The 19631-nt window shown below is 41.4% G+C and carries 25 protein-coding genes; 20 read left to right on the plus strand and 5 right to left on the minus strand.

What is annotated here, in order from left to right:
* Positions 1 to 10 precede the first annotated feature (10 nt).
* Both BS1321_RS22115 and BS1321_RS22120 read left to right on the plus strand, forming a co-directional pair.
* Positions 11 to 343 (plus strand): YolD-like family protein, encoded by a 333-nt coding sequence (locus BS1321_RS22115; RefSeq protein WP_063233134.1) that lies wholly within the window; start codon positions 11 to 13, stop codon positions 341 to 343.
* A gap of 219 nt (positions 344 to 562) precedes the next feature.
* Positions 563 to 886, plus strand: a complete 324-nt coding sequence (locus BS1321_RS22120) for an iron-sulfur cluster biosynthesis family protein (RefSeq protein ID WP_063233183.1) — start codon at positions 563 to 565, stop codon at positions 884 to 886.
* Between the two features lie 41 nt (positions 887 to 927).
* Here the strand turns inward: BS1321_RS22120 and BS1321_RS22125 are convergent, their stop codons facing one another.
* Positions 928 to 1827, minus strand: a complete 900-nt coding sequence (locus BS1321_RS22125) for an alpha/beta hydrolase (protein ID WP_063233135.1) — start codon at positions 1825 to 1827, stop codon at positions 928 to 930.
* 129 nt (positions 1828 to 1956) lie between these two features.
* On the opposite strand from BS1321_RS22125, the gene BS1321_RS22130 reads away from it, so the two are divergent.
* Both BS1321_RS22130 and BS1321_RS22135 read left to right on the plus strand, forming a co-directional pair.
* A complete protein-coding gene (locus BS1321_RS22130; RefSeq protein WP_063233136.1) occupies positions 1957 to 2217 on the plus strand; it encodes a YqkE family protein in 261 nt (86 codons plus the stop codon).
* A 154-nt stretch (positions 2218 to 2371) separates the two neighbouring features.
* A complete protein-coding gene (locus tag BS1321_RS22135) occupies positions 2372 to 2809 on the plus strand; it encodes a MarR family winged helix-turn-helix transcriptional regulator (RefSeq protein ID WP_063233137.1) in 438 nt (145 codons plus the stop codon).
* Between the two features lie 369 nt (positions 2810 to 3178).
* Here BS1321_RS22135 and BS1321_RS22140 read toward each other — a convergent pair whose 3' ends face one another.
* The 3 genes from BS1321_RS22140 to mciZ all read right to left on the minus strand — a co-directional run bounded on the left by BS1321_RS22140 (position 3179) and on the right by mciZ (position 5019).
* A complete protein-coding gene (locus tag BS1321_RS22140) occupies positions 3179 to 3604 on the minus strand; it encodes an Ohr family peroxiredoxin (RefSeq protein WP_053535641.1) in 426 nt (141 codons plus the stop codon).
* Between the two features lie 288 nt (positions 3605 to 3892).
* On the minus strand, positions 3893 to 4801 hold the full coding sequence (locus tag BS1321_RS22145; protein ID WP_063233138.1) for an aldo/keto reductase: 909 nt from the start codon (positions 4799 to 4801) through the stop codon (positions 3893 to 3895).
* A 56-nt stretch (positions 4802 to 4857) separates the two neighbouring features.
* Positions 4858 to 5019 (minus strand): Z-ring formation inhibitor MciZ, encoded by a 162-nt coding sequence (mciZ, locus tag BS1321_RS22150; RefSeq protein ID WP_081112906.1) that lies wholly within the window; start codon positions 5017 to 5019, stop codon positions 4858 to 4860.
* A gap of 75 nt (positions 5020 to 5094) precedes the next feature.
* Between mciZ and BS1321_RS22155 the strand changes: the two genes are divergently transcribed.
* Entirely contained in the window at positions 5095 to 5646 is a 552-nt protein-coding gene (locus BS1321_RS22155; RefSeq protein WP_063233139.1) for an NUDIX hydrolase, read from the plus strand.
* Entirely contained in the window at positions 5647 to 6846 is a 1200-nt protein-coding gene (locus tag BS1321_RS22160) for an endonuclease Q family protein (RefSeq protein WP_063233140.1), read from the plus strand.
* A 17-nt stretch (positions 6847 to 6863) separates the two neighbouring features.
* On the opposite strand, the gene BS1321_RS22165 is transcribed toward BS1321_RS22160, so the two are convergent.
* Entirely contained in the window at positions 6864 to 7427 is a 564-nt protein-coding gene (locus tag BS1321_RS22165) for a GNAT family N-acetyltransferase (protein WP_063233141.1), read from the minus strand.
* A gap of 138 nt (positions 7428 to 7565) precedes the next feature.
* Between BS1321_RS22165 and spoIIM the strand changes: the two genes are divergently transcribed.
* The 14 genes from spoIIM (at position 7566) to BS1321_RS22235 (ending at position 19597) form a co-directional block, all read left to right on the plus strand.
* Positions 7566 to 8213 (plus strand): stage II sporulation protein M, encoded by a 648-nt coding sequence (gene spoIIM / locus BS1321_RS22170; protein ID WP_034308157.1) that lies wholly within the window; start codon positions 7566 to 7568, stop codon positions 8211 to 8213.
* Positions 8214 to 8332: 119 nt separating this feature from the next.
* The gene (fur, locus tag BS1321_RS22175; protein ID WP_034311309.1) at positions 8333 to 8782 is read left to right on the plus strand and encodes a ferric iron uptake transcriptional regulator; all 450 of its coding nucleotides are present in this window, start codon (positions 8333 to 8335) and stop codon (positions 8780 to 8782) included.
* A 165-nt stretch (positions 8783 to 8947) separates the two neighbouring features.
* Positions 8948 to 9178, plus strand: coding sequence for a YqzK family protein (locus BS1321_RS22180; protein WP_375781423.1), 231 nt, complete (start codon positions 8948 to 8950; stop codon positions 9176 to 9178).
* Between the two features lie 5 nt (positions 9179 to 9183).
* Positions 9184 to 10077, plus strand: coding sequence for a site-specific tyrosine recombinase XerD (xerD, locus tag BS1321_RS22185; protein ID WP_063233142.1), 894 nt, complete (start codon positions 9184 to 9186; stop codon positions 10075 to 10077).
* A 283-nt stretch (positions 10078 to 10360) separates the two neighbouring features.
* The gene (deoB, locus tag BS1321_RS22190; protein ID WP_063233143.1) at positions 10361 to 11563 is read left to right on the plus strand and encodes a phosphopentomutase; all 1203 of its coding nucleotides are present in this window, start codon (positions 10361 to 10363) and stop codon (positions 11561 to 11563) included.
* The gene (locus BS1321_RS22195; protein WP_063233144.1) at positions 11564 to 12376 is read left to right on the plus strand and encodes a purine-nucleoside phosphorylase; all 813 of its coding nucleotides are present in this window, start codon (positions 11564 to 11566) and stop codon (positions 12374 to 12376) included.
* A 68-nt stretch (positions 12377 to 12444) separates the two neighbouring features.
* Complete coding sequence (locus tag BS1321_RS22200) at positions 12445 to 13749, plus strand: pyrimidine-nucleoside phosphorylase (RefSeq protein WP_063233145.1); 1305 nt, start codon at positions 12445 to 12447, stop codon at positions 13747 to 13749.
* 207 nt (positions 13750 to 13956) lie between these two features.
* Positions 13957 to 15123 (plus strand): D-alanyl-D-alanine carboxypeptidase family protein, encoded by a 1167-nt coding sequence (locus BS1321_RS22205; protein ID WP_063233146.1) that lies wholly within the window; start codon positions 13957 to 13959, stop codon positions 15121 to 15123.
* 131 nt (positions 15124 to 15254) lie between these two features.
* A complete protein-coding gene (gene spoIIAA / locus BS1321_RS22210; protein ID WP_034308142.1) occupies positions 15255 to 15605 on the plus strand; it encodes an anti-sigma F factor antagonist in 351 nt (116 codons plus the stop codon).
* Position 15606: 1 nt separating this feature from the next.
* Positions 15607 to 16047 (plus strand): anti-sigma F factor, encoded by a 441-nt coding sequence (gene spoIIAB, locus BS1321_RS22215; RefSeq protein ID WP_034308139.1) that lies wholly within the window; start codon positions 15607 to 15609, stop codon positions 16045 to 16047.
* Between the two features lie 13 nt (positions 16048 to 16060).
* Positions 16061 to 16828 (plus strand): RNA polymerase sporulation sigma factor SigF, encoded by a 768-nt coding sequence (gene sigF, locus BS1321_RS22220; protein WP_034308137.1) that lies wholly within the window; start codon positions 16061 to 16063, stop codon positions 16826 to 16828.
* A 291-nt stretch (positions 16829 to 17119) separates the two neighbouring features.
* On the plus strand, positions 17120 to 18409 hold the full coding sequence (locus BS1321_RS22225; RefSeq protein WP_063233185.1) for an NCS2 family permease: 1290 nt from the start codon (positions 17120 to 17122) through the stop codon (positions 18407 to 18409).
* Positions 18410 to 18564: 155 nt separating this feature from the next.
* Positions 18565 to 19185 (plus strand): stage V sporulation protein AA, encoded by a 621-nt coding sequence (locus tag BS1321_RS22230; protein WP_094246728.1) that lies wholly within the window; start codon positions 18565 to 18567, stop codon positions 19183 to 19185.
* Positions 19175 to 19597: a stage V sporulation protein AB gene (locus tag BS1321_RS22235; protein WP_063233148.1), complete on the plus strand. Its 423-nt coding sequence runs from the start codon at positions 19175 to 19177 to the stop codon at positions 19595 to 19597. Before BS1321_RS22230 ends, BS1321_RS22235 begins: the two co-directional genes overlap by 11 nt.
* The last annotated feature ends 34 nt before the right edge of the window (positions 19598 to 19631 follow it).

Consider the following 19631-nt stretch of genomic DNA (forward strand, 5'->3'; position numbering starts at 1 on the left):
AGGGAAAAGAATGATTCGTGATCGCGGCCGTATCAAATGGACATCGATGATGTTGCCGGAGCATGTGAAGATGCTTCGGGATTGGGTGGTGGAAGATGGCTATGAAACGAAGCGCATCCTGGATGAGCAGCAACTGGAAGAAATGAATGCGGTAATGGGGGAAGCGATGGAGGAAAGAAAGGATGTCACGATTGCTCATTATGAAGGAAACCGGTATCAGCTGTTAATCGGCAGGATCCATTATTATAATGAGCTTAGCCACAAGCTTCACATCGTTGATCGGTTTGATCGGGCTCACTATATCAGGCTTTCCGATATAGCGGATGTAAGGATAATGGAATGATGAGCGGAAGGGCTGTTCCCAAGGGACAGCCTTTCATTTTCGAAACGACATCGTGATGAAAGGAATCACGTGACATAAGAGAATCAGCATTTGTTAGCACGGTCAATGAAGAATGTGATTTTCGTATGGGTGATCTTGCAAAAGGAAGCAGTTTCTTTAACAGAAGCGTTTTTATCGTTTATAATGGGGGAATGCAAAGACATCGGGAGGTGTGCAATCATGTATATTGAATGGACGGAAACAGCGGCTGAGAAAATAGCCCATAAGGTACAGGGACAAGAAGGATATTTACAGTTGAAATATGATACTGATGGCTGTGGCTGCGTGGTAAGTGGTGTGACGGCGCTATGGTGGGTCAACGAACCTGAAGAAGGTACCGAAAAAGTGGAAACAAACGGAATTTCTCTATATGTGGAGAAATCAAAAATGATTTTTCTTGATGAAGTCATGAAAATAGACTTTGTTCCGGAAGCGAACAGCTTTCAATTAAAAAGTCCGAATCAAATCTTAAATCCGAGGATGAGCTATTTTAATAAAATCTAAATGAAGCAAAGAGGGAATCTTGAATACCCTCTCTCTTCTTCTCAGACAAGTTTTAGAAACTGATCGATTTGATCTTCATATTCTTTTGGATTTTCATTATAAGATTGAGCGTGGGCCCCTTTTTTAGCGATGTACAGCTGCTTTGGGCCCTCTTTTGCTGCATATAATTCCGCTGTCATGGAAGCGGGAATGAAACTGTCATTTTCACTATGGATGAAGAGCACGGGGTTTCGGATATTTTTCATATAATCGATTGGGGACACTTCATTGGTCCAATATCCATCACGGAGTTTGATGAACGTACGCCCAAGCGGAAACACGGTCCAAGAGGGAAGTGGGACTACATGCTTAAGCTGGTGTTTGATCTGATCCTCGAAATTTGAAAATGGACAGTCGGCAATGTAAAAGTCAGCACCATCTTCAAGCATTCCGGCATATAAAAGCAGGGTTACGGCCCCCATGGATTCTCCATGAATGCCAATATGAAGGTCGGGACCTTTACGTCTTTTCAATTCATCGATTACGGCTTTCAGGTCGAATTTTTCATAATGTCCATAACTGCTCGTCTTGCCACCGGAATCCCCATGCCGGCGGTGGTCATAAATGATTGCATTGAAGCCCCGCTTAAGAAAAATATTCATGTACTTAATCGAATTGACTTTATTCTCCGTCACACCATGAGAAATGACCACCCACTTATTGGTATCATGCGGTTCGATAAACAAGCATTTCAAGGAATATCCGGATGGAGACGATACCCAAATTTCCGTTTTAGGCAAATTATCAAAATCCTCCGTGATCAGGCGTTTAGCCATAATTTCACGATTCTGGATAAAATCATCTTCCTTCTTTTTCATGTACATGATCCGATTGGAAAAATAAATGCCGACGCCGATGATATACGATAGGATTCCAGCCAGTGTAAACCACCATTTCTTCATGAAAGGTCCTCCTCAGTGATTTTCTTTATTTTACCATGAGGGAAATGGGAAAACACTGTTTGAAAACCATGACGAGGAAAACGGCAGTCGTGATATAATAATTTCATAAATGGCCAGGGGGGGTTAAGGATGAAAAAGAAACAGCAGCGAAATCAAAATCAAAGCAAAAGCCAAGATAAAGATTCATCTTCATTGAAACTTGGTGATATGATCAATCAAGATATCATGTCCCAGCTTCGTCAAAAGCAAAAGGAACTTAATGAGGCTGAACAAGAAAAAAGGGCAGCGGAAGAAGAAAAAAAACGCGAAGAAAGAAAGCGGCGGGAGAAGAATAAATCATTCGAAGAACTATTGGGTGAAAGCAATCTGAACTGGAAGAACTATAAATGAAGAGCAGGGAGCAGTTTAAGTTTTAAGAGGGCTGGCTCCCTTTTTCTGTTCAGGACTTGCTGATATCCCTTTATTTTATAAAGTATAACGATTATATTAAAGATAAGTTCGATATGCTTTCATATCGGATGGACTACTATTAGCTGGTGATATGATGCAAAGTAAAATAGAAAAAGTACTGGAAGACCAATTATGTTTCCTGCTTTATGCAAGTTCAAGGGAAATGACGAAGAAATATAAACCGCTGCTTGATAAACTCGAAGTGACATATCCTCAATATCTTGTTCTTCTTCTATTATGGGAACAGGATACACTTACAGTAAAAAAACTAGGGGAGCTCCTTGCCCTCGACTCAGGAACGCTTACCCCCATGTTGAAACGAATGGAGCAGAATGGCTTGATTGTCCGTGAACGTTCGACTGAAGATGAACGGTCTGTCATGATTAAGTTGACGGAAAAGGGAATTGGATTACAGGAAGAGGCCTGTTTCATTCCCGATCGCATTTCAGCTATGTCGGGTGAGGATAAGAAGGTGGTTGAGGATTTAAAGGCTTCACTGATCCAACTATTGAAAACATTACAGGAATTTTAGCAAAGAGACGCTTGGGAAACCCAAGCGTCTGAGTTTACGACAGGAGGTTCGGATTGGTCTCACCCCGAACCATGATTTTAAAAGAAGACTTGTTTATCCTTTATGTTTTTTATTTTATATAGAAGAAACTCTCACTAGATTGAAGAAATTGGGAACTCTCCTGACTGGCTAGCCGAGACCCCACAGACGCTTGCGGCGAGGAGGCTTGGCAGACAGTCGTCGGAAAGGGAGCGAATTTCTAAAATCAACTGGAACGTTTTTTAAATAAAAAACTGCAGACTAAACTCGCTTTTCTTCGAGTTTGTCTGCAGTCTGAGACGCTTGGTAACCCCAAGCGTCTTTTTGTCGGATATTCACGAAGAAGATCCGTTAATCTACATCTATTTCAAAGGCGACATCCACATTGCCATTAATTGCTTTTGAATAAGGACACATTTGATGTGCTTTATGAACAAGGGTTTCGAATGTCTCCTTGTCGACCCCGGATCCCTTCACGGCCAAAGTTACAGCCAAGCTGTACTGATGCATCTCACCCATCAATAGGCTGACGCTTGCGGTGACTTTGGAATCGAAAGAAACGCGTTCAATTTTACCAACTGATTGCAAAGCACTATCAAAACATGCAGCATATCCAGCTGCAAAAAGCTGTTCCGGATTAGATGCTTCAGGCATCTGTTTAGCCCTTGGTGTTCCAGGCATTGCAATATCAACCGTGAAGTTGCCATCAGCTGAAATTGCCGTTCCTTCTCTTCCGCCATCAACTGTTACAGACGTTGTAAATAATGTTTTTGTCATAATTTTTTCTCCCTTATCTTCTTATTTTTAATTGTGCACAACTGAATTGTACAACACTAATTTTAAATTGTCCAATGAAAAAGTTGAAAAAACATTTGTATGAAGTAATCGATCAAAATTGGTTTGGAGAGGGATTGGAATGATAGGAAACTTGAAAGCGGTACAGAAGCAGCATGGCGAAAAAATGGAACGGAAAAAGGCTGCCTATCACGTTGGTTAAACGGAGATAGTGCAGCCTAAATGTCATCCTGACATTCATTTGAAACATATAGTTTAGTTCTATTCTTTTTAATCCCGGTGACTTTCATATTTGTTTGCTTTGGTCAACTGCTTCAAGATATCCAACTCAGTTTTGGACAGTGAAGGGTTGTTAGCGGCCTGGCAGTTCTCACGGAGCTGCTGTATTGAGCTTGCTCCTGGTACAACGGTAGCGACGCTTTGATGGGACAATACATATTGAAGTGCCGTTTCATTCAACTTCCTATCAGAAAGTTTGTCCTTTATGTGCGGAAGCAAATCTTTAAGTTCGTGATAGCTATAATCAAGGTATCCATCCTCATTTGCCTTTTCAAGCATTTTTTCACTGAGCAGCCCTTTGGCAAGGGGGCCACGGGCAATGATGCTGATCTGTTTGTTGGCCAAAAGGGATATCCACTCTTCTGGGCGGCGGTCAAGTAGATTAAACTGCATCATCACGGAATCAAGCTCAGACTTTTCAGTGAATTCCTTGATTACATTCGGACGAATCGAGGAAATTCCATAATATCGGATATAGCCTTCTTTTTTCAAATCTTCAAATGCTTCTACCGTTTCTCCGATATTGTCTGAAATGGTGCCGCCATGTAACTGATAAAGATCAATATAATCAGTCCCCAATCGCTTTAAGCTATCTTTTACTGCCGTTTTAATATAAGCGCCAGATGGATCCCAGCTCCAGGCATCTTTATTCTCATTCCAGCGGTTTCCGACCTTGGTGGCTATGTATACCTTATCGCGGACCGATTTTAAATTCTTTCCGACGATTTCTTCATTCATACCGAAATCATATAAGTCAGCAGTATCAAAGTAATTGATTCCTTCATCTAAAGCGGCCTGTATGATTTCGGATGCCTGATTTTCAACAGTCCCCAATGACATGCATCCGAGCCCAATTTCAGAAACTAGCAAGTCTGAATTTCCTAGTTTTCGTTTTTTCATGTTATCCACTCCCTTTACATTCATTGTAAAGGAGAAATCCATTTCACTCAAAGAATTCACTTGATCCGTTTTAGAGGAGTGGACGGCACCTGATCGTGTATGTCGGCAATCCAATCATTGATATAGACATATTGACTTTGTAATTGTTTTAGTTTTTGAAGGATTTCCCAACTCTTTCCGGATAAAGTAACGCTTTTTTCCAATACGTAAACTTTCATTAAATCGCCCTCCATCTCTATTATGGTAAAATGTATGAGGAATCATGCAGCAATTAGAACAGAGGAGTGGTCAGGATGAAAAAATTTGAAGAAAAAACGCTGTCTTCGGAAAAAATCTTCACAGGAAAGGTAATCAGCCTGCAAGTGGATGATGTAGAGCTTCCTGATGGGAAAACGGGTAAACGTGAAATAATCAAACATCCGGGAGCGGTTGCCATCATAGCTCTCACGGCAGAAAATAAAATCATCATGGTTGAACAGTACCGTAAAGCGCTGGAGAGAAGCTTGGTGGAAATTCCTGCAGGAAAGCTGGAAAAAGGCGAAGAACCGGTTTTGTCGGCTGAACGGGAGCTGGAAGAGGAGACAGGTTATGAATGTGAAAAAATGGAGCACATCATATCCTTCTATACATCCCCAGGTTTCGCCGATGAATTGGTCCATCTGTATGTGGCCCACAATTTGAAAAAGAAAGAAAATGCGGCTCCACTGGATGAAGATGAATTTGTCGAGATGCTTGAACTCACGTTGGAGGAAGCTCAAGCTTACATGGATGAAGGGAAGATCCAGGATGCCAAAACGGCATATGCAGTTCAGTATCTGCAGTTGAAAAAGGCGATGACATCATAAATGAAAGAGTTTTACGCTGACCTGCATATCCATATAGGCAGAACGAGAAGCGGAAGGGCCGTTAAAATAACAGGTGCTAAAACGTTAACCTTCAGCAAAGTGCTGCAAGTGGCAAGTGAAAGGAAGGGTCTTGATCTGATCGGGATAATCGATTGCCATTCTCCTGAAATTATCGAAGAGATCGAAGCGGGGATTCTGGTTGGCGAGATCACGGAAAAGATTGAAGGCGGACTTCAATACAAGAATACAACCATCATTCCAGGCTCGGAGATTGAAATTTATGATCAGAATTGTAATGGACCGATCCATGTCCTCGCCTATTTTCCCACTTTAAAAGCGATGAAGGAATTCTCCTCATGGATGAGCGGACATGTCAAAAATATCACCTTGAGCTCCCAAAGGATTTATTGTGATGGAAGAACGCTGCAAAAGATCGTGAAGTCACTGGGCGGCCTGTTTATCCCGGCACATGTTTTCACCCCATTTAAAAGCTTGTATGGAAAAGGGGTGCGATCCAGCCTGACAGAAGTATTCGATCCGAAGCTAATTGATGCCATCGAACTTGGTTTAAGTTCAGATACAGAAATGGTCAAGGATATCGAGGAGTTGGACTCCTATGTATTCGTGACAAATTCCGATGCGCATTCGCTTGGGAAAATCGCTCGTGAATATCAAAAAGTCCTGCTTGAAGAACCAAGTTTCAATGAGCTGGCAAAAGCCCTTAAAGAAAAAGGGAATCGTAAGGTGACCAGTAATTATGGATTGAACCCCTTATTGGGAAAGTATCATCAAACCGTATGTTCAGGGTGCTTACATCAGGTATTGAGGGATAGTGAACAATGTCCCGAATGTGGTAATAAATCCATTATTAAAGGGGTATCGTCCAGGATCGAAGAACTCTCCATTTCCGAGATGGAAGGAAGATATGGAAGGGAAAGGCCGCCATATATCCATCAAGTACCACTCGATTTCATTCCAGGACTCGGACCTAAATCCATGGAAAAACTGCTGGTGGCATTTGGAACAGAGATGAATATCCTTCATGAAGTTACGCTTGAACAGCTCATGGAAATCGTTCCTGAAAAATTGGCGGGCTACATCGATTCTGCCAGAAAAGGAACGCTTTCTTTTGAAGTGGGGGGCGGAGGAAAGTACGGAAAGGTCAAAAAGGAATTACTGAAAAAAAGCCCTGACAGATGAGGTCTGTCAGGGCTTTTTTAGTTTGATGTTTTTGCATAAATGGAGGTGTCCCGTACTTCCTTGCCGTCTGCACTAAGGCAGTCGTTACGCAAAATTCCTTCAAGGGTATACCCCAGCTTCTCGGGAATACTTTTGCTGGCAATATTATTAGGGTCACAGCGGATTTCGACTCGTTTTGCGCCATAATGGTAAAAGGCGAATTTAGTTAACTTTTCCACTGCCTCCGTTATGTAGCCTAGTTTACTATATCTCGTATCAATCCAATAGCCAATTTCGAATTTAGGGATATCCCAGTTAATTCGGTGCAAACCAGTGGAACCGATGAATTGATCGTCTTCTTTCCTATAAATATGGAGTCTAATATCCTCTTTTAAAATAAAGTCCGAAAAGGACTTAAGGACGTTCTGTTCAGAAGTTTCCAAAGAAACATCTTGATGGGCAAACGGCAGCCATTGTTTCAATTCAGGTTTAGGATGGACAATGGCTTCGTGAACGTCCAGGCCATCGCCAGGCTGACAAGGTCTTAGATATAATCGTGGGGTTTCAATTTTTTCGGGGAAATCCATTAATATAGCTTTCATATCCTGCCTCCATATCATTGATGTGGAAAATTATAACATAAAATGGGTTCAAGGTGTTCGGCTGATGGGTAAGTTTTCTTAGCATAAACGAGAGAGTGAAAACATAGATTCTAGTAAGCGGAGTTGGGAGGATGAAAGATGAAAAAAAAATCTGTCGTACAAAATGCCGTAATGAAACATATTAACGAACATTCCTCATTATATGTCTTTATCACTGTGCTTTTTTTGATGGGTGTCATTTTTGGGGCAATATTGGTGAATAGTTTGAGCTTTACCCAAAAGGAAGACTTGTTCTATTATTTATCGCAATTTTTCGGACAAGTATCCAAAGGTGAATTTGCATCTTCGCATGATATGTTCAGCCAAAGTATTATGCATAATATAAAATATATCGGGGTCATCTGGATTCTCGGAATATCGGTCATCGGTTTGCCTGTCATCCTGGTTTTGTTATTTATAAAAGGGATGGTTGTTGGATTCACAGTCGGCTTTTTAGTCAATCAAATGGGATGGAGCGGGTTCTTATTATCGTTTGTCGCTATTCTGCCCCAAAATATATTCATCGTCCCGATATTCATCGTAATAACCGTCCTTGCCGTCTCACTATCAATGAAAATGATCAGCCGGATTTTCCTTAAGCAGGTTCGTGAACCGCTGAAGCCGATAATTTCACGGTATATTTTCTCATTGGTTTTGTCGGGGTTATTTTTGATTACAGCTGCTGCATTTGAAGCGTACCTATCTCCTTCTTTAATGAAAAATGTCGTAAGTTTATTGGGTCATTGATGGAAATTTACCGTTCGCGGAAATTTTTTTATCATTAACAAGAAATCTATTTTGACAGTTTTCCCTCTTTTGATATAATGGATAGGATAGCGGCGCGGGAGGGAATATTAGGTATGGAAATAGAAAACAGAATTGATAGGATAAAAAAGCAGTTACACTCGTCCAGCTACAAATTAACGCCTCAGCGAGAAGCGACCGTCCGCGTTTTACTTGAGCATGAAGAGGATCATTTAAGCGCAGAAGACGTTTACCTCCTTGTCAAAGAAAAGTCGCCGGAAATAGGATTGGCAACAGTTTACCGTACGCTAGAGTTGCTGACTGAATTGAAGATAGTAGATAAAATTAACTTTGGAGACGGGGTTTCCCGTTATGATTTAAGACAAGAAGGAGCTGCGCATTTCCATCATCATCTTGTTTGTGTGGAATGTGGTGCGGTAGATGAGATCCAGGAAGACCTACTTGAAGACGTAGAAGACATTGTGGAACGCGACTGGAACTTCAAGATAAAAGACCATAGATTAACCTTTCATGGCATTTGTCATCGATGTCATGACAAAGAAGAAAATTAAGGTGAATGAAGTTGGGCCTTTTCCATTTAATGGAGAAGGTTTTCTGCATTTTAAAAGCCTATTTTCTCAAGTAAGAGCTGTTTTCGTTTTCTCCTTTCCGAAACACGTATAAAACTTGTCCGGTTGGGCATAGATTGATACAAAGGATCGAATGGGAGGGGAAAGATGATGAAAACATCATTATCGCTTTTTTTGCACACGGCTAAAGTGATGGTTCTCTTTGTTAGCTTCACTGTTCTTTTTTATATAGGAATGGTATGGTTAAATCAGGAATATCAAAGTTATCATCGTTATGATGAACCGAAAGGCATGGCTGTAAAAGTATCGAAGGCTGTTGATACCGGTGATGATGCATGGCTTGAACGCTTAATGTTGTTTTATTTAAACGGGGAGTAATGAATATGGAGAATCAAATTAGGGATTTCATTCATTTTTTAACCATTGAAAAAGGACTTGCCAAGAATACGCTCGTCTCGTATGAGCGTGACTTAAGATCATATTGGAGCTATCTGAAAGATGTTGAAACCATTGAAGAGTGGAATGATTCACGGCGGGGGAACATCCTGCATTTTCTAATGCATTTGAAGGATCAAGGGAAATCATCGAAGACGGTGGCGCGTCATATAGCCTCCATTCGGTCTTTTCATCAATTTCTTCTAAGGGAAAAAGTAACCGATCAGGATCCGTCCATACATATAGAAACGCCAAAACCGGAACGAAGCCTTCCAAAGGTATTAAGCATGGAAGAGGTTGAAGCACTATTGGAAGCACCGAAGAAAATGGATGAATTCGGTTTACGCGATAAGGCGATGCTAGAACTGATGTATGCGACGGGTATGCGTGTCAGTGAGTTGATATCCATGGATGTGAGTGATGTCCATGCATCGATGGGTTTTGTCCGTTGTGTAGGGAAAGGGAATAAAGAGAGGATCATTCCGATTGGACAAACTGCATTGGGTGCGATTCAACATTATATGGAAAGTTCCCGGGGGAAAATGGCTAGCCCCAAGCACAGGACAGATTCACTTTTTTTGAATCATCATGGAAACAGGCTGACAAGGCAGGGATTTTGGAAGATTCTAAAAGGACTTGTAAAATCGGCACAAATAGAAAAAGAAATAACACCGCATACACTAAGACATTCTTTCGCGACACATCTATTGATGAATGGGGCTGATTTACGTGCCGTCCAAGAAATGCTTGGTCATGCGGATATTTCGACAACTCAAATTTATACACATATTACGAACGTACGGATCAAGGATGTATATTCAAAATTCCATCCGCGAGCTTAAAAGAATAGTAGAATGATAGAGAGGTTGTGAATTTAACTGTGAGGCAGTTGAAGGAGCAGCCTTTTTTCCTGCTATAATGGCTGCTGATGATTCTTGCCAGTCTAATGGCACTTTGTTTCATTCCGAAATATATTATTTGTCTCCATCATGGTAATCGTTTACAATGTAGAGAGGTCAGACTTCTGACGTTCTCGCGATTTCATTTAAATGAAGAGTAACTGAGCAGAATAAGGGTATTATAGGGAGTATAAAAAGTGATTTACTATTTTAGGAGGAATGACTTATGAAAGGGAATTCAGCATTTAAACGAATATTTGTAATAGTTATGGATTCAGTTGGAATTGGCGAAGCACCTGATGCAGATTTATTCGGCGATAAAGGGGCGGATACACTCGGCCATATTGCAGAAAAAATGAATGGATTGAACATGCCGACTCTCGCAAAATTGGGTTTAGGCAATATCCGTGAAATCAAGGGAATTGATAAAGCTCAGCAACCTCTCGCATACTATACGAAAATGAAGGAAGCCTCTACAGGAAAAGATACGATGACTGGACATTGGGAAATCATGGGATTGAACATATCGACTCCATTCCGTGTATTTCCAGATGGTTTCCCTGAATTATTAGTCAATGAACTCGAGGCGAAGATGGGTCGGGGGATTATTGGGAACGTCCCGGCAAGCGGCACGGAAATCATTGAAAGGCTTGGCGAGGAACATATGAAAACGGGTGCGCTGATCGTATATACATCAGCTGATTCCGTATTACAGATTGCTGCACATGAAGATATCGTCCCGATAGACGAATTATACAAGATTTGTGAAATTGCCCGTGAAGTGACAATGGCTGATGAGTTCAAGGTTGGACGCGTGATTGCCAGACCGTTCACAGGTGAACCGGGCAACTTCAAAAGAACGCCAAACCGTCATGATTATGCATTGAAGCCTTTTAACCGGACAGTAATGGATGAGTTGAAAGATTCTGGATATGATGTGCTCGCAATCGGGAAGATCTCGGATATCTTTGATGGGGAAGGCGTCACTGAATCATTACGGACCGTATCCAATATGGATGGAATGGATAAATTAATCCAAACGGTAGAACAGGATTTCAAAGGGTTAAGTTTCCTTAATCTGGTCGACTTCGATGCTTTATACGGTCACCGCCGCGATCCCGAGGGATACGGTAAGGCATTGGAAGAATTCGATGCTAGGATGCCGGAAGTCCTTGATAAACTGAAAGAGGATGATTTATTGATCATCACTGCAGATCACGGGAATGATCCGGTCCATGAAGGAACCGATCACACACGTGAATATGTACCATTATTAGTCTATTCCAAACGATTTACAGAAGGTGCCGAACTCCCGATAAGAGATACATTTGCTGATATTGGGGCGACGGTCGCTGCTAATTTTGATGTGAAAATGCCTGCCTTCGGGAAAAATATATTGGGCGATCTAAATTTAGGGGAGATTAAATAGATGTTTAATAAAATAGAGACTGCTGCGTCATTTATAAAAAGTAAAATTGAAGGTTCTCCGGAGATAGGACTGATCCTTGGTTCCGGACTTGGAGTATTGGCGGATGAAATTGAAAATCCCATAACGATTCCATACCACGAAATTCCGGAATTCCCTGTATCGACTGTTGAAGGACATGCTGGACAGCTTGTCATTGGACATTTAAGTGGCAAAAAAGTTGTAGCCATGCAAGGACGTTTCCACTTTTATGAGGGTTACTCTATGGAGAAGGTCACTTTTCCTGTACGTGTAATGAAACTTCTTGGTGTTGAGCAGCTAATTGTAACGAATGCTGCCGGAAGCGTTAATGAAAGCTATGAACCAGGTGACTTGATGCTCATTACGGATCATATTAATTTAATGGGGGCAAACCCATTGATTGGTCCTAATGAAGAGCGTTTCGGCCCTAGATTCCCTGATATGTCGGAGGCTTATAATAAAGACCTTCGGGCGCAAGCAAAAAAAATAGCAGCTTCACTAGGATTGGATATTAAAGAAGGCGTCTATATCGGAAATACAGGACCGACCTATGAGACACCAGCAGAAGTGAAAATGGCAAGGATCCTTGGCGGGGATGCAGTTGGTATGTCGACAGTTCCGGAAGTTATCGTAGCAAGGCATAGTGATATGAAGGTGCTCGGAATCTCATGCCTTACCAATATGGCCGCAGGCATTCTGGATCAGCCTTTGTCGCATGAAGAGGTAATTGAAACGACAGAAAAAGTGAAAAGCAGTTTTCTGGAATTTGTTAAGAATATCGTTAAAGACATATAAAACGAACCAAAAAAAATACAAGTACACCTAAAGAGAAGCGGTGTCTTAAAAAAAGTGGGGATTCTAATATGAGAATGGTAGATTTAATCGAGAAAAAGCGTGATGGAAAGGCTCTTACTACAGAAGAAATACAGTTCATCATCAAAGGGTTTACCGATGGATCGATTCCGGATTACCAAATGAGCGCTTGGTCAATGGCTGTTTATTTCAAAGGCATGAATGAGCAGGAACGTGCTGATCTAACCATGGCAATGGTCGAATCAGGAGATCAAATTGATTTATCGATGATTGAAGGAATTAAGGTCGATAAACATTCTACAGGCGGTGTTGGCGATACCACAACTCTGGTGCTTGGACCATTGGTTGCTGCTGTAGGTGTTCCAGTGGCAAAAATGTCAGGACGCGGTCTTGGCCATACAGGCGGAACGATCGATAAGTTGGAGTCTGTAAAAGGATTTCATGTCGAAATAGAAAATGACGAGTTCATTCGACTTGTTAATAAAAATAAGATAGCTGTCATTGGACAAAGTGGTAACCTGACTCCAGCCGACAAAAAGTTATATGCATTGCGCGATGTTACGGCTACCGTTAACAGTATCGGCTTGATTGCTGGCTCGATCATGAGTAAGAAAATCGCAGCTGGTGCTGATGCAATCGTACTTGATGTTAAAACAGGAGCGGGCGCTTTCATGAAAACTCTCGAAGATTCCGAAGAGTTGGCGCATGCAATGGTTAGCATTGGAAACAATGTGGGGCGAAACACGATGGCTGTCATTTCCGATATGAGCCAACCGTTGGGTTACGCAATCGGAAATGCTTTAGAAGTGAAGGAAGCCATCGATACGCTTAAAGGAGAGGGACCGGAAGATTTAACGGAACTTTCTTTAACACTAGGAAGCCATATGGTGTATCTTGCCAAAAAGGCTAGCTCGCTGGAAGAAGCAAGAACCTTGCTGGAAAAAGCGATTAAGGATGGTTCTGCACTTAACTCATTCAAGGTTTTCCTGGAAGCGCAGGGAGGCGATGGTTCGGTTGTAGATCAGCCGGAAAAACTACCGCAGGCTGCCCATACTTTCGAGCTGGAAGCGAAAGAGGACGGATATGTATCGGAAATCATCGCTGATGAAGTAGGAACGGCAGCCATGCTGTTAGGCGCCGGGCGGGCGACAAAAGAATCAGAGATTGATTTGGCAGTCGGACTGGTACTTCGTAAAAAAATCGGGGAAACGGTGGCAAAAGGTGAATCCCTTGTGACGATTTACAGCAATTTTGAAGATGTTTCAAAGGTAAAAGAAAAATTGTATGAGAGCATTGCGATTTCAAAAGAGAAAATAGAAAAACCTACATTGATCTATAAAGAGATCATGGAATAAACATTTTCCAAAAAAAGGCCGCGCTTTTGAGCGGCCTTTTTACGTCTATCCCATTGAATGTTTAAAAGAGGATGCCCATGCGCATCCTCTTTTAATTTGGTTAATTTTGTTACTTGTTATCCAGTATATGTTCAAATTTCATCTTTATTTGTATAAAAATGGGTTTAATGGAAAAAATAAAATCTATAAAGATTGGAGGGTATGGAGATGAAGCGGATTCTTTCTCTATTTTTAACCGTATTGGTAGCAATGGGTTTTAGCATCCCGCATACAAAAGCAGCTGAAGAAAAAGGAGTCGAATTGGCGGCAAATGCTAAATCCGCTATTTTGATTGAACGGGATACAGGTACTGTTCTCTATGATAAAAATGCAGATGTTCGTCTTTCACCGGCAAGCATGACGAAAATCATGACGATGCTGCTGATCATGGAGGCAATCGATAAAGGCGAACTTAGCATGAAGGAGAAAATCAGGACTAGTGAGTATGCAGCATCGATGGGCGGTTCCCAGATCTTCCTCGAGCCAGGTGAAGAAATGACCACAGAACAAATGCTCAAGGGCATCTCGATTGGTTCGGCGAATGATGCATCGGTGGCGATGGCTGAACGTCTTGAAGGATCGGAAGAAGAGTTTGTTAGGAAAATGAACAAAAAGGCGAAAGACCTCGGGTTGAAAAATACAAAGTTCCAAAACGCAACAGGCCTTCCTGTTAAAGATCATTACAGTTCTGCACATGATATGTCGATCATGGCGAAGGAATTATTGAAATACGATACGATTACAAGGTTCACGGGTACATATGAAGATTATCTCCGTGAAAATACCGAAAAGAAATTCTGGCTTGTCAATACGAACAGATTGGTGAAATTTTATCCTGGGGTCGATGGACTGAAGACAGGATTCACAAATGAAGCGAAGTATTGTTTGACAGCGACTGCTAAAAAAGGGAATATGCGTGTCATTGCCGTCGTTTTCGGAGCTGTTTCTCCAAAGGAACGAAACGCTCAGGTCACCAAGATGCTGGATTATGCATTTTCACAATACATCACATACCCTATTTATAAACGCGGCGAGGTGTTAGGTGAAGCTAAGTTAAGTAAAGGCGAAAAGAAATCCGTGGTGGGAGTGACGAGTGAACCTATTTCAGTTTTGACAGCCAAAAACGGAACGGCAAAGGACTTTACAAAAAAAATCACGCTTGATAAAGATTTGGATGCCCCGATTAAAAAAGGTGATGAAATTGGGACGCTTGAATTGAAGAAAAATGGTAAGGTGTATGTCGAATCTCCGATTGTTGCGAAGGAAACTGTTGAAAATGCCAGCTGGTGGCAATTGTATAAACGGGCTTTCGGCATGTTTACCCAGGCGAAATAGAATAAATTGTCGCAATGCCTGTTAATCGTACTAATTTAGGCGAAACTCCACTAGTTTTGCTAGTAAGGAGGAATCGGCAGGTGAAAAAGAGAATTTGACTCTTTATAAGACAGTGAAGGAGGCTGTATATAATGAGTCTTACGATTAATATGGAGGCGAAAAATCGCGTATTGTGCATTCGTCTCAAAGGTGATTTAGATCATCATACAGCAGAAAAATTGAAAAACCAGGCAGAGGCAGCCATTCAAAAGCATAATATCAAGCATATTATCCTTAACATGGAAGAATTGGATTTTATGGACAGTTCAGGACTCGGAGTTATTCTAGGGCGCTATAAGCAGGTAAACAAAAAGCAAGGTGAAATGGTGGTCTGTGCAATTTCTCCAGCAGTAAAGCGGTTATTTGAGATGTCAGGGTTGTTTAAAATTGTTAAAATGGAACTATCCGAAAAAAACGCTTTGCAAAGACTGGGGGTTGCCTAAGATGAAAAATAAAATGGAAACGAAATTTTCTGCACTTAGCCAAAATGAATCTTTTGCCAGGGTAACTGTTGCGGCTTTCATCGCCCAACTGGACCCGACGATGGATGAATTGACAGAGATCAAGACTGTCGTGTCGGAAGCCGTTACAAATTCGATTATCCATGGGTATGAGAGTGATCCGGAAGGTTGGGTCTACATTTCAGTGGTCATCGAAGGAGATACTGTGGAATTGACCATCCGGGATGAAGGACTGGGCATTGAAGATGTCGAGGAGGCTAAACAGCCGTTATTTACGACAAAACCCGAACTTGAACGTTCCGGTATGGGATTCACCATCATGGAAAACTTCATGGATGAAATCAATATAATTTCCCATAAGGGCGAAGGCACGATCATTCGATTAAAAAAGCACTTAACTACAAGCAGAGCTTTGTGCAATTAAGGGAGACTTGCATATGGATGTGGAGGTTAAAAACGAGAAGAGCAAGAAAGGCCAGCCCCATTTAAAAGATGAGGAATTGCGGAATTTAATCCAACGCAGCCAGAGCGGTGACCAAGATGCGAGGAATCTGATTGTAAATAGCAATCTGAGGCTTGTATGGTCAGTCGTGCAAAGATTCCTCAATCGAGGTTACGAACCGGATGACCTTTATCAAATAGGCTGTATTGGTCTGTTGAAGTCCGTGGATAAATTTGACTTATCGTTTGAAGTGAAATTCTCAACGTATGCTGTGCCTATGATTATTGGTGAAATCCAACGTTTTATCCGTGATGACGGAACGGTTAAAGTGAGCCGGTCATTAAAGGAAATGGCGAATAAAATTCGCAGGGCCAAAGAGGAACTTTCAAAGACGTATGGCCGTGTTCCGACTGTCAATGAATTGGCGGAACACCTTGAGCTGTCGCCAGAGGAAATCATCATGGCCCAAGAAGCTAGCAGGAGCCCTTCATCCATCCATGAAACGGTTTACGAAAATGATGGAGATCCGATTACTCTTCTTGACCAGATTGCCGACCATAATGAAACATCCTGGTTCGATCAAATCGCTTTGAAAGAAGCCATACATGAATTGAATGAACGTGAAAGGCTGATTGTTTTCCTGAGGTATTATAAAGATCAGACGCAATCAGAAGTGGCGGCAAGGCTTGGTATTTCCCAAGTCCAGGTGTCAAGGCTGGAAAAGAAGATTCTTCAGCAAATGAAAAACCACATGAATCAGTGATTCATGTGGTTTTTTTATTGACCTGAAAATAAATCTTGATTTTAGGAAAAAGTAAAAGTGATTCCTTATCAGGTAGGATGAAAATATGAGTGGGGATCGAATTTTTTAGTTGAATTTAGGATTAAAAACGAATATTATAGTAAAGGTCGCGTTTCTCATTCGTTTTTTATCTTTCTTTCAACGAATAATGATCACGAAAAGCGTCGATGCAGTACAATTTTAGGACACCTTGCCTTTTCGTGCAAACGGTTGTCGGTGTTTCCTTTAGATCTGGAGGTCTAAAAAATGTTTATGGAAAAGTTTTTCTCCCTGAAAGAAAATGGGACGGATGTCCGTACAGAAGTCATGGCGGGTGTTACGACATTTTTAACTATGGTTTATATCCTTATTGTGAATCCGGCTTTATTGTCTTCAATCGGAATTCCATTTGAACAAGTTTTCATGGCAACGGTCATATCAGCGGTGATTGGTACCCTTATCATGGGGCTCGTTGCAAAATACCCGATTGCGATAGCACCAGGTATGGGTTTGAATGCTTATTTTGCCAGCGTGGTGGGGGCACAGGGCCTCTCATACCAGACTGTATTCGGTACGGTTTTCATTGCTGGTTTGCTATTTCTATTAATTAGCGTGACAAGCTTGCGTAAAATGATAATTGATGCGATTCCTAACTCATTAAAATATGGCATCACATCCGGAATTGGTTTATTCATTGCGTTTATCGGATTGAAAAATGCTGGAATCGTAGTGCCTAATGAATCAACGATGGTGACGCTTGGCGATTTGCATCAGCCTGGAACCGTTTTAGCGTTAGCAGGCTTATTCATTACCTTGATTTTTATGGCCCGTAATATTAAAGGGGCAATTTTCATTGGTATGATCATTACGGCAATCATTGGCTACTTTATCGGTTTGCTCAACTTCGATGGGGTCTTATCTGTACCTCCAACACCGGTATTTTTCGATATCGATATTGCTGGGGTCTTCACGAATTCTTTATATTCAATTGTTTTCGCCTTTTTACTTGTGACGATCTTTGATACGACAGGAACCTTGATTGGCGTGACGGAACAGGCAGGACTAACGAAAGATGGGAAAATCCCTCGTGCCAAGAAAGCCTTTTTAGGTGATGCGATTGCGACGACAGTCGGCTCGATGTTTGGTACAAGCCCTTCAACGGCCTATGTTGAATCGAGCACGGGAGTGGCCGCAGGCGGACGTACGGGATTAACCGCTACTGTCGTGGCAATCTTGTTTGCTGCATCGATTTTCTTTTCTCCATTAATATCGGCAATTTCTTCAGTTCAAGCAATTACAGCTCCGGTTTTAATCATCGTAGGATGTTTCATGATGGAAGGACTGGCTAAAGTCAATTGGAAAATTTTTGATGAAGCTTTTCCGGCATTTGCGATCATTTTAACGATGCCGCTTACTTCAAGTATATCTACAGGGATTGCAATTGGGTTCATTACATATCCCCTTATGAAGGTATTCAGTGGAAAAGGAAAATCGGTACATCCGCTCATTTATATTTTTGGATTGATATTTTTGGTTCAGCTGATTTTCTTCCCCACTCATTAATGTATGAATGTAAATCAAAAAGACATGCTGTCATTGCAGCGTGTCTTTTTTTGTTTTCAATTTAGTAATATTTGGACATGGTTCACTTTCTGCATTTTCAATCAGTTTCCAATCCATACTACTAGCATAAGGAAATAAAAGGTCGGGATGTGATGATAGTGGCAGTTGTATATATCAGGATGAGGAACCGTGTACAAGTAAAGGGAAATCAAACGGTGAGGATAAAAGATATTGCAAGGATAATCGGACCTGAAGAAGTGATTACCATAATTGAAGAAATCATATTATTAACGGTCAAGAAGGAAGATAGGAATATTATTGTCATTGATTTGGCTCAAGTTATCATGGCCATCCGCAAAATGGATCAGAATATTGAAGTGGAGACATTCGGGCCCTCCCAAACGATCATCGAAATCATCCTCTCGAAAAAGAAAATGTCATACCTGACATTCGCCTTAGTTTGGTTTTTGTTATTTGTCGGCGGCGGGATGACGATCATGAATTTTCATGTGGATGTCAGCATGGGGGAAGTGCATCAAAAAATCTTTACTATAATAACGGGAAAAGTGGAAGATAAGCCGTTATTGATCCAAATCCCATACAGCTTCGGTCTTGGTATAGGCATGATTCTATTTTTTAATCACTTCTTTAAAAAACGCTTCAATGAGGAACCTAGTCCGCTCGAGGTTGAAATGTTCAACTATCAGCAGGATTTGGACAGTTATGTAATCATGAATGAAAATAAGGAGAACGTGCGCCGCCTTGATGACCGGTAAAATCATCTTCGGAATCTTTGTCGGTTTAGCCGGGGGTTTTGCGACAGGTGCTGGTTTTGTAGCGTTTTTAACTGTACTTGGGGTGATTCCGAGACTGACTCAACTGACAAAAACAATGAAAATGATACATTACTACGAAGGCGCTATCATTGCCGGCGTTGTCGCAGGAACATGGTTCGGATTACAGGAAACGGAATTTTCCCTCCCGCATTTTTTATTAATTCCGATCGGTTTGGCTGACGGGATCTTTAATGGGATGCTTGCTGCTGCCTTAACTGAAGTCCTGAATGTATTTCCGGTTCTGTCAAAGCGAATCGGAATTCAAGAGAAAATCATTTATCTGTTAATGGCACTCGTATTGGGAAAAATAGCCGGATCATTATTCCAATGGATTTATTTTGTCGATTTATAAGTTTATGAGGTAACTATTCCTGATGATGAAAGGT

Source organism: Peribacillus simplex NBRC 15720 = DSM 1321 (assembly GCF_002243645.1).
GTDB lineage: Bacteria > Bacillota > Bacilli > Bacillales > DSM-1321 > Peribacillus > Peribacillus simplex.

Bases quoted from the DNA above. Each gene is read 5' to 3' on its own strand.
- mciZ (WP_081112906.1), bottom strand. From the start codon at position 5,019: ATGAAAGTTTACGTATTGGAAAAAAGCGTTACTTTATCCGGAAAGAGT.
- BS1321_RS22130 (WP_063233136.1), top strand. From the start codon at position 1,957: ATGAAAAAGAAACAGCAGCGAAATCAAAATCAAAGCAAAAGCCAAGAT.
- BS1321_RS22135 (WP_063233137.1), top strand. From the start codon at position 2,372: ATGCAAAGTAAAATAGAAAAAGTACTGGAAGACCAATTATGTTTCCTG.
- BS1321_RS22200 (WP_063233145.1), top strand. From the start codon at position 12,445: ATGAGAATGGTAGATTTAATCGAGAAAAAGCGTGATGGAAAGGCTCTT.
- xerD (WP_063233142.1), top strand. From the start codon at position 9,184: ATGGAGAATCAAATTAGGGATTTCATTCATTTTTTAACCATTGAAAAA.
- sigF (WP_034308137.1), top strand. From the start codon at position 16,061: ATGGATGTGGAGGTTAAAAACGAGAAGAGCAAGAAAGGCCAGCCCCAT.
- BS1321_RS22195 (WP_063233144.1), top strand. From the start codon at position 11,564: ATGTTTAATAAAATAGAGACTGCTGCGTCATTTATAAAAAGTAAAATT.
- deoB (WP_063233143.1), top strand. From the start codon at position 10,361: ATGAAAGGGAATTCAGCATTTAAACGAATATTTGTAATAGTTATGGAT.
- spoIIM (WP_034308157.1), top strand. From the start codon at position 7,566: ATGAAAAAAAAATCTGTCGTACAAAATGCCGTAATGAAACATATTAAC.
- BS1321_RS22180 (WP_375781423.1), top strand. From the start codon at position 8,948: ATGATGAAAACATCATTATCGCTTTTTTTGCACACGGCTAAAGTGATG.
- BS1321_RS22125 (WP_063233135.1), bottom strand. From the start codon at position 1,827: ATGAAGAAATGGTGGTTTACACTGGCTGGAATCCTATCGTATATCATC.
- spoIIAB (WP_034308139.1), top strand. From the start codon at position 15,607: ATGAAAAATAAAATGGAAACGAAATTTTCTGCACTTAGCCAAAATGAA.
- BS1321_RS22155 (WP_063233139.1), top strand. From the start codon at position 5,095: ATGAAAAAATTTGAAGAAAAAACGCTGTCTTCGGAAAAAATCTTCACA.
- BS1321_RS22160 (WP_063233140.1), top strand. From the start codon at position 5,647: ATGAAAGAGTTTTACGCTGACCTGCATATCCATATAGGCAGAACGAGA.
- BS1321_RS22115 (WP_063233134.1), top strand. From the start codon at position 11: ATGATTCGTGATCGCGGCCGTATCAAATGGACATCGATGATGTTGCCG.
- BS1321_RS22165 (WP_063233141.1), bottom strand. From the start codon at position 7,427: ATGAAAGCTATATTAATGGATTTCCCCGAAAAAATTGAAACCCCACGA.
- BS1321_RS22120 (WP_063233183.1), top strand. From the start codon at position 563: ATGTATATTGAATGGACGGAAACAGCGGCTGAGAAAATAGCCCATAAG.
- BS1321_RS22205 (WP_063233146.1), top strand. From the start codon at position 13,957: ATGAAGCGGATTCTTTCTCTATTTTTAACCGTATTGGTAGCAATGGGT.
- BS1321_RS22235 (WP_063233148.1), top strand. From the start codon at position 19,175: ATGACCGGTAAAATCATCTTCGGAATCTTTGTCGGTTTAGCCGGGGGT.
- BS1321_RS22225 (WP_063233185.1), top strand. From the start codon at position 17,120: ATGGAAAAGTTTTTCTCCCTGAAAGAAAATGGGACGGATGTCCGTACA.
- BS1321_RS22140 (WP_053535641.1), bottom strand. From the start codon at position 3,604: ATGACAAAAACATTATTTACAACGTCTGTAACAGTTGATGGCGGAAGA.
- BS1321_RS22145 (WP_063233138.1), bottom strand. From the start codon at position 4,801: ATGAAAAAACGAAAACTAGGAAATTCAGACTTGCTAGTTTCTGAAATT.
- spoIIAA (WP_034308142.1), top strand. From the start codon at position 15,255: ATGAGTCTTACGATTAATATGGAGGCGAAAAATCGCGTATTGTGCATT.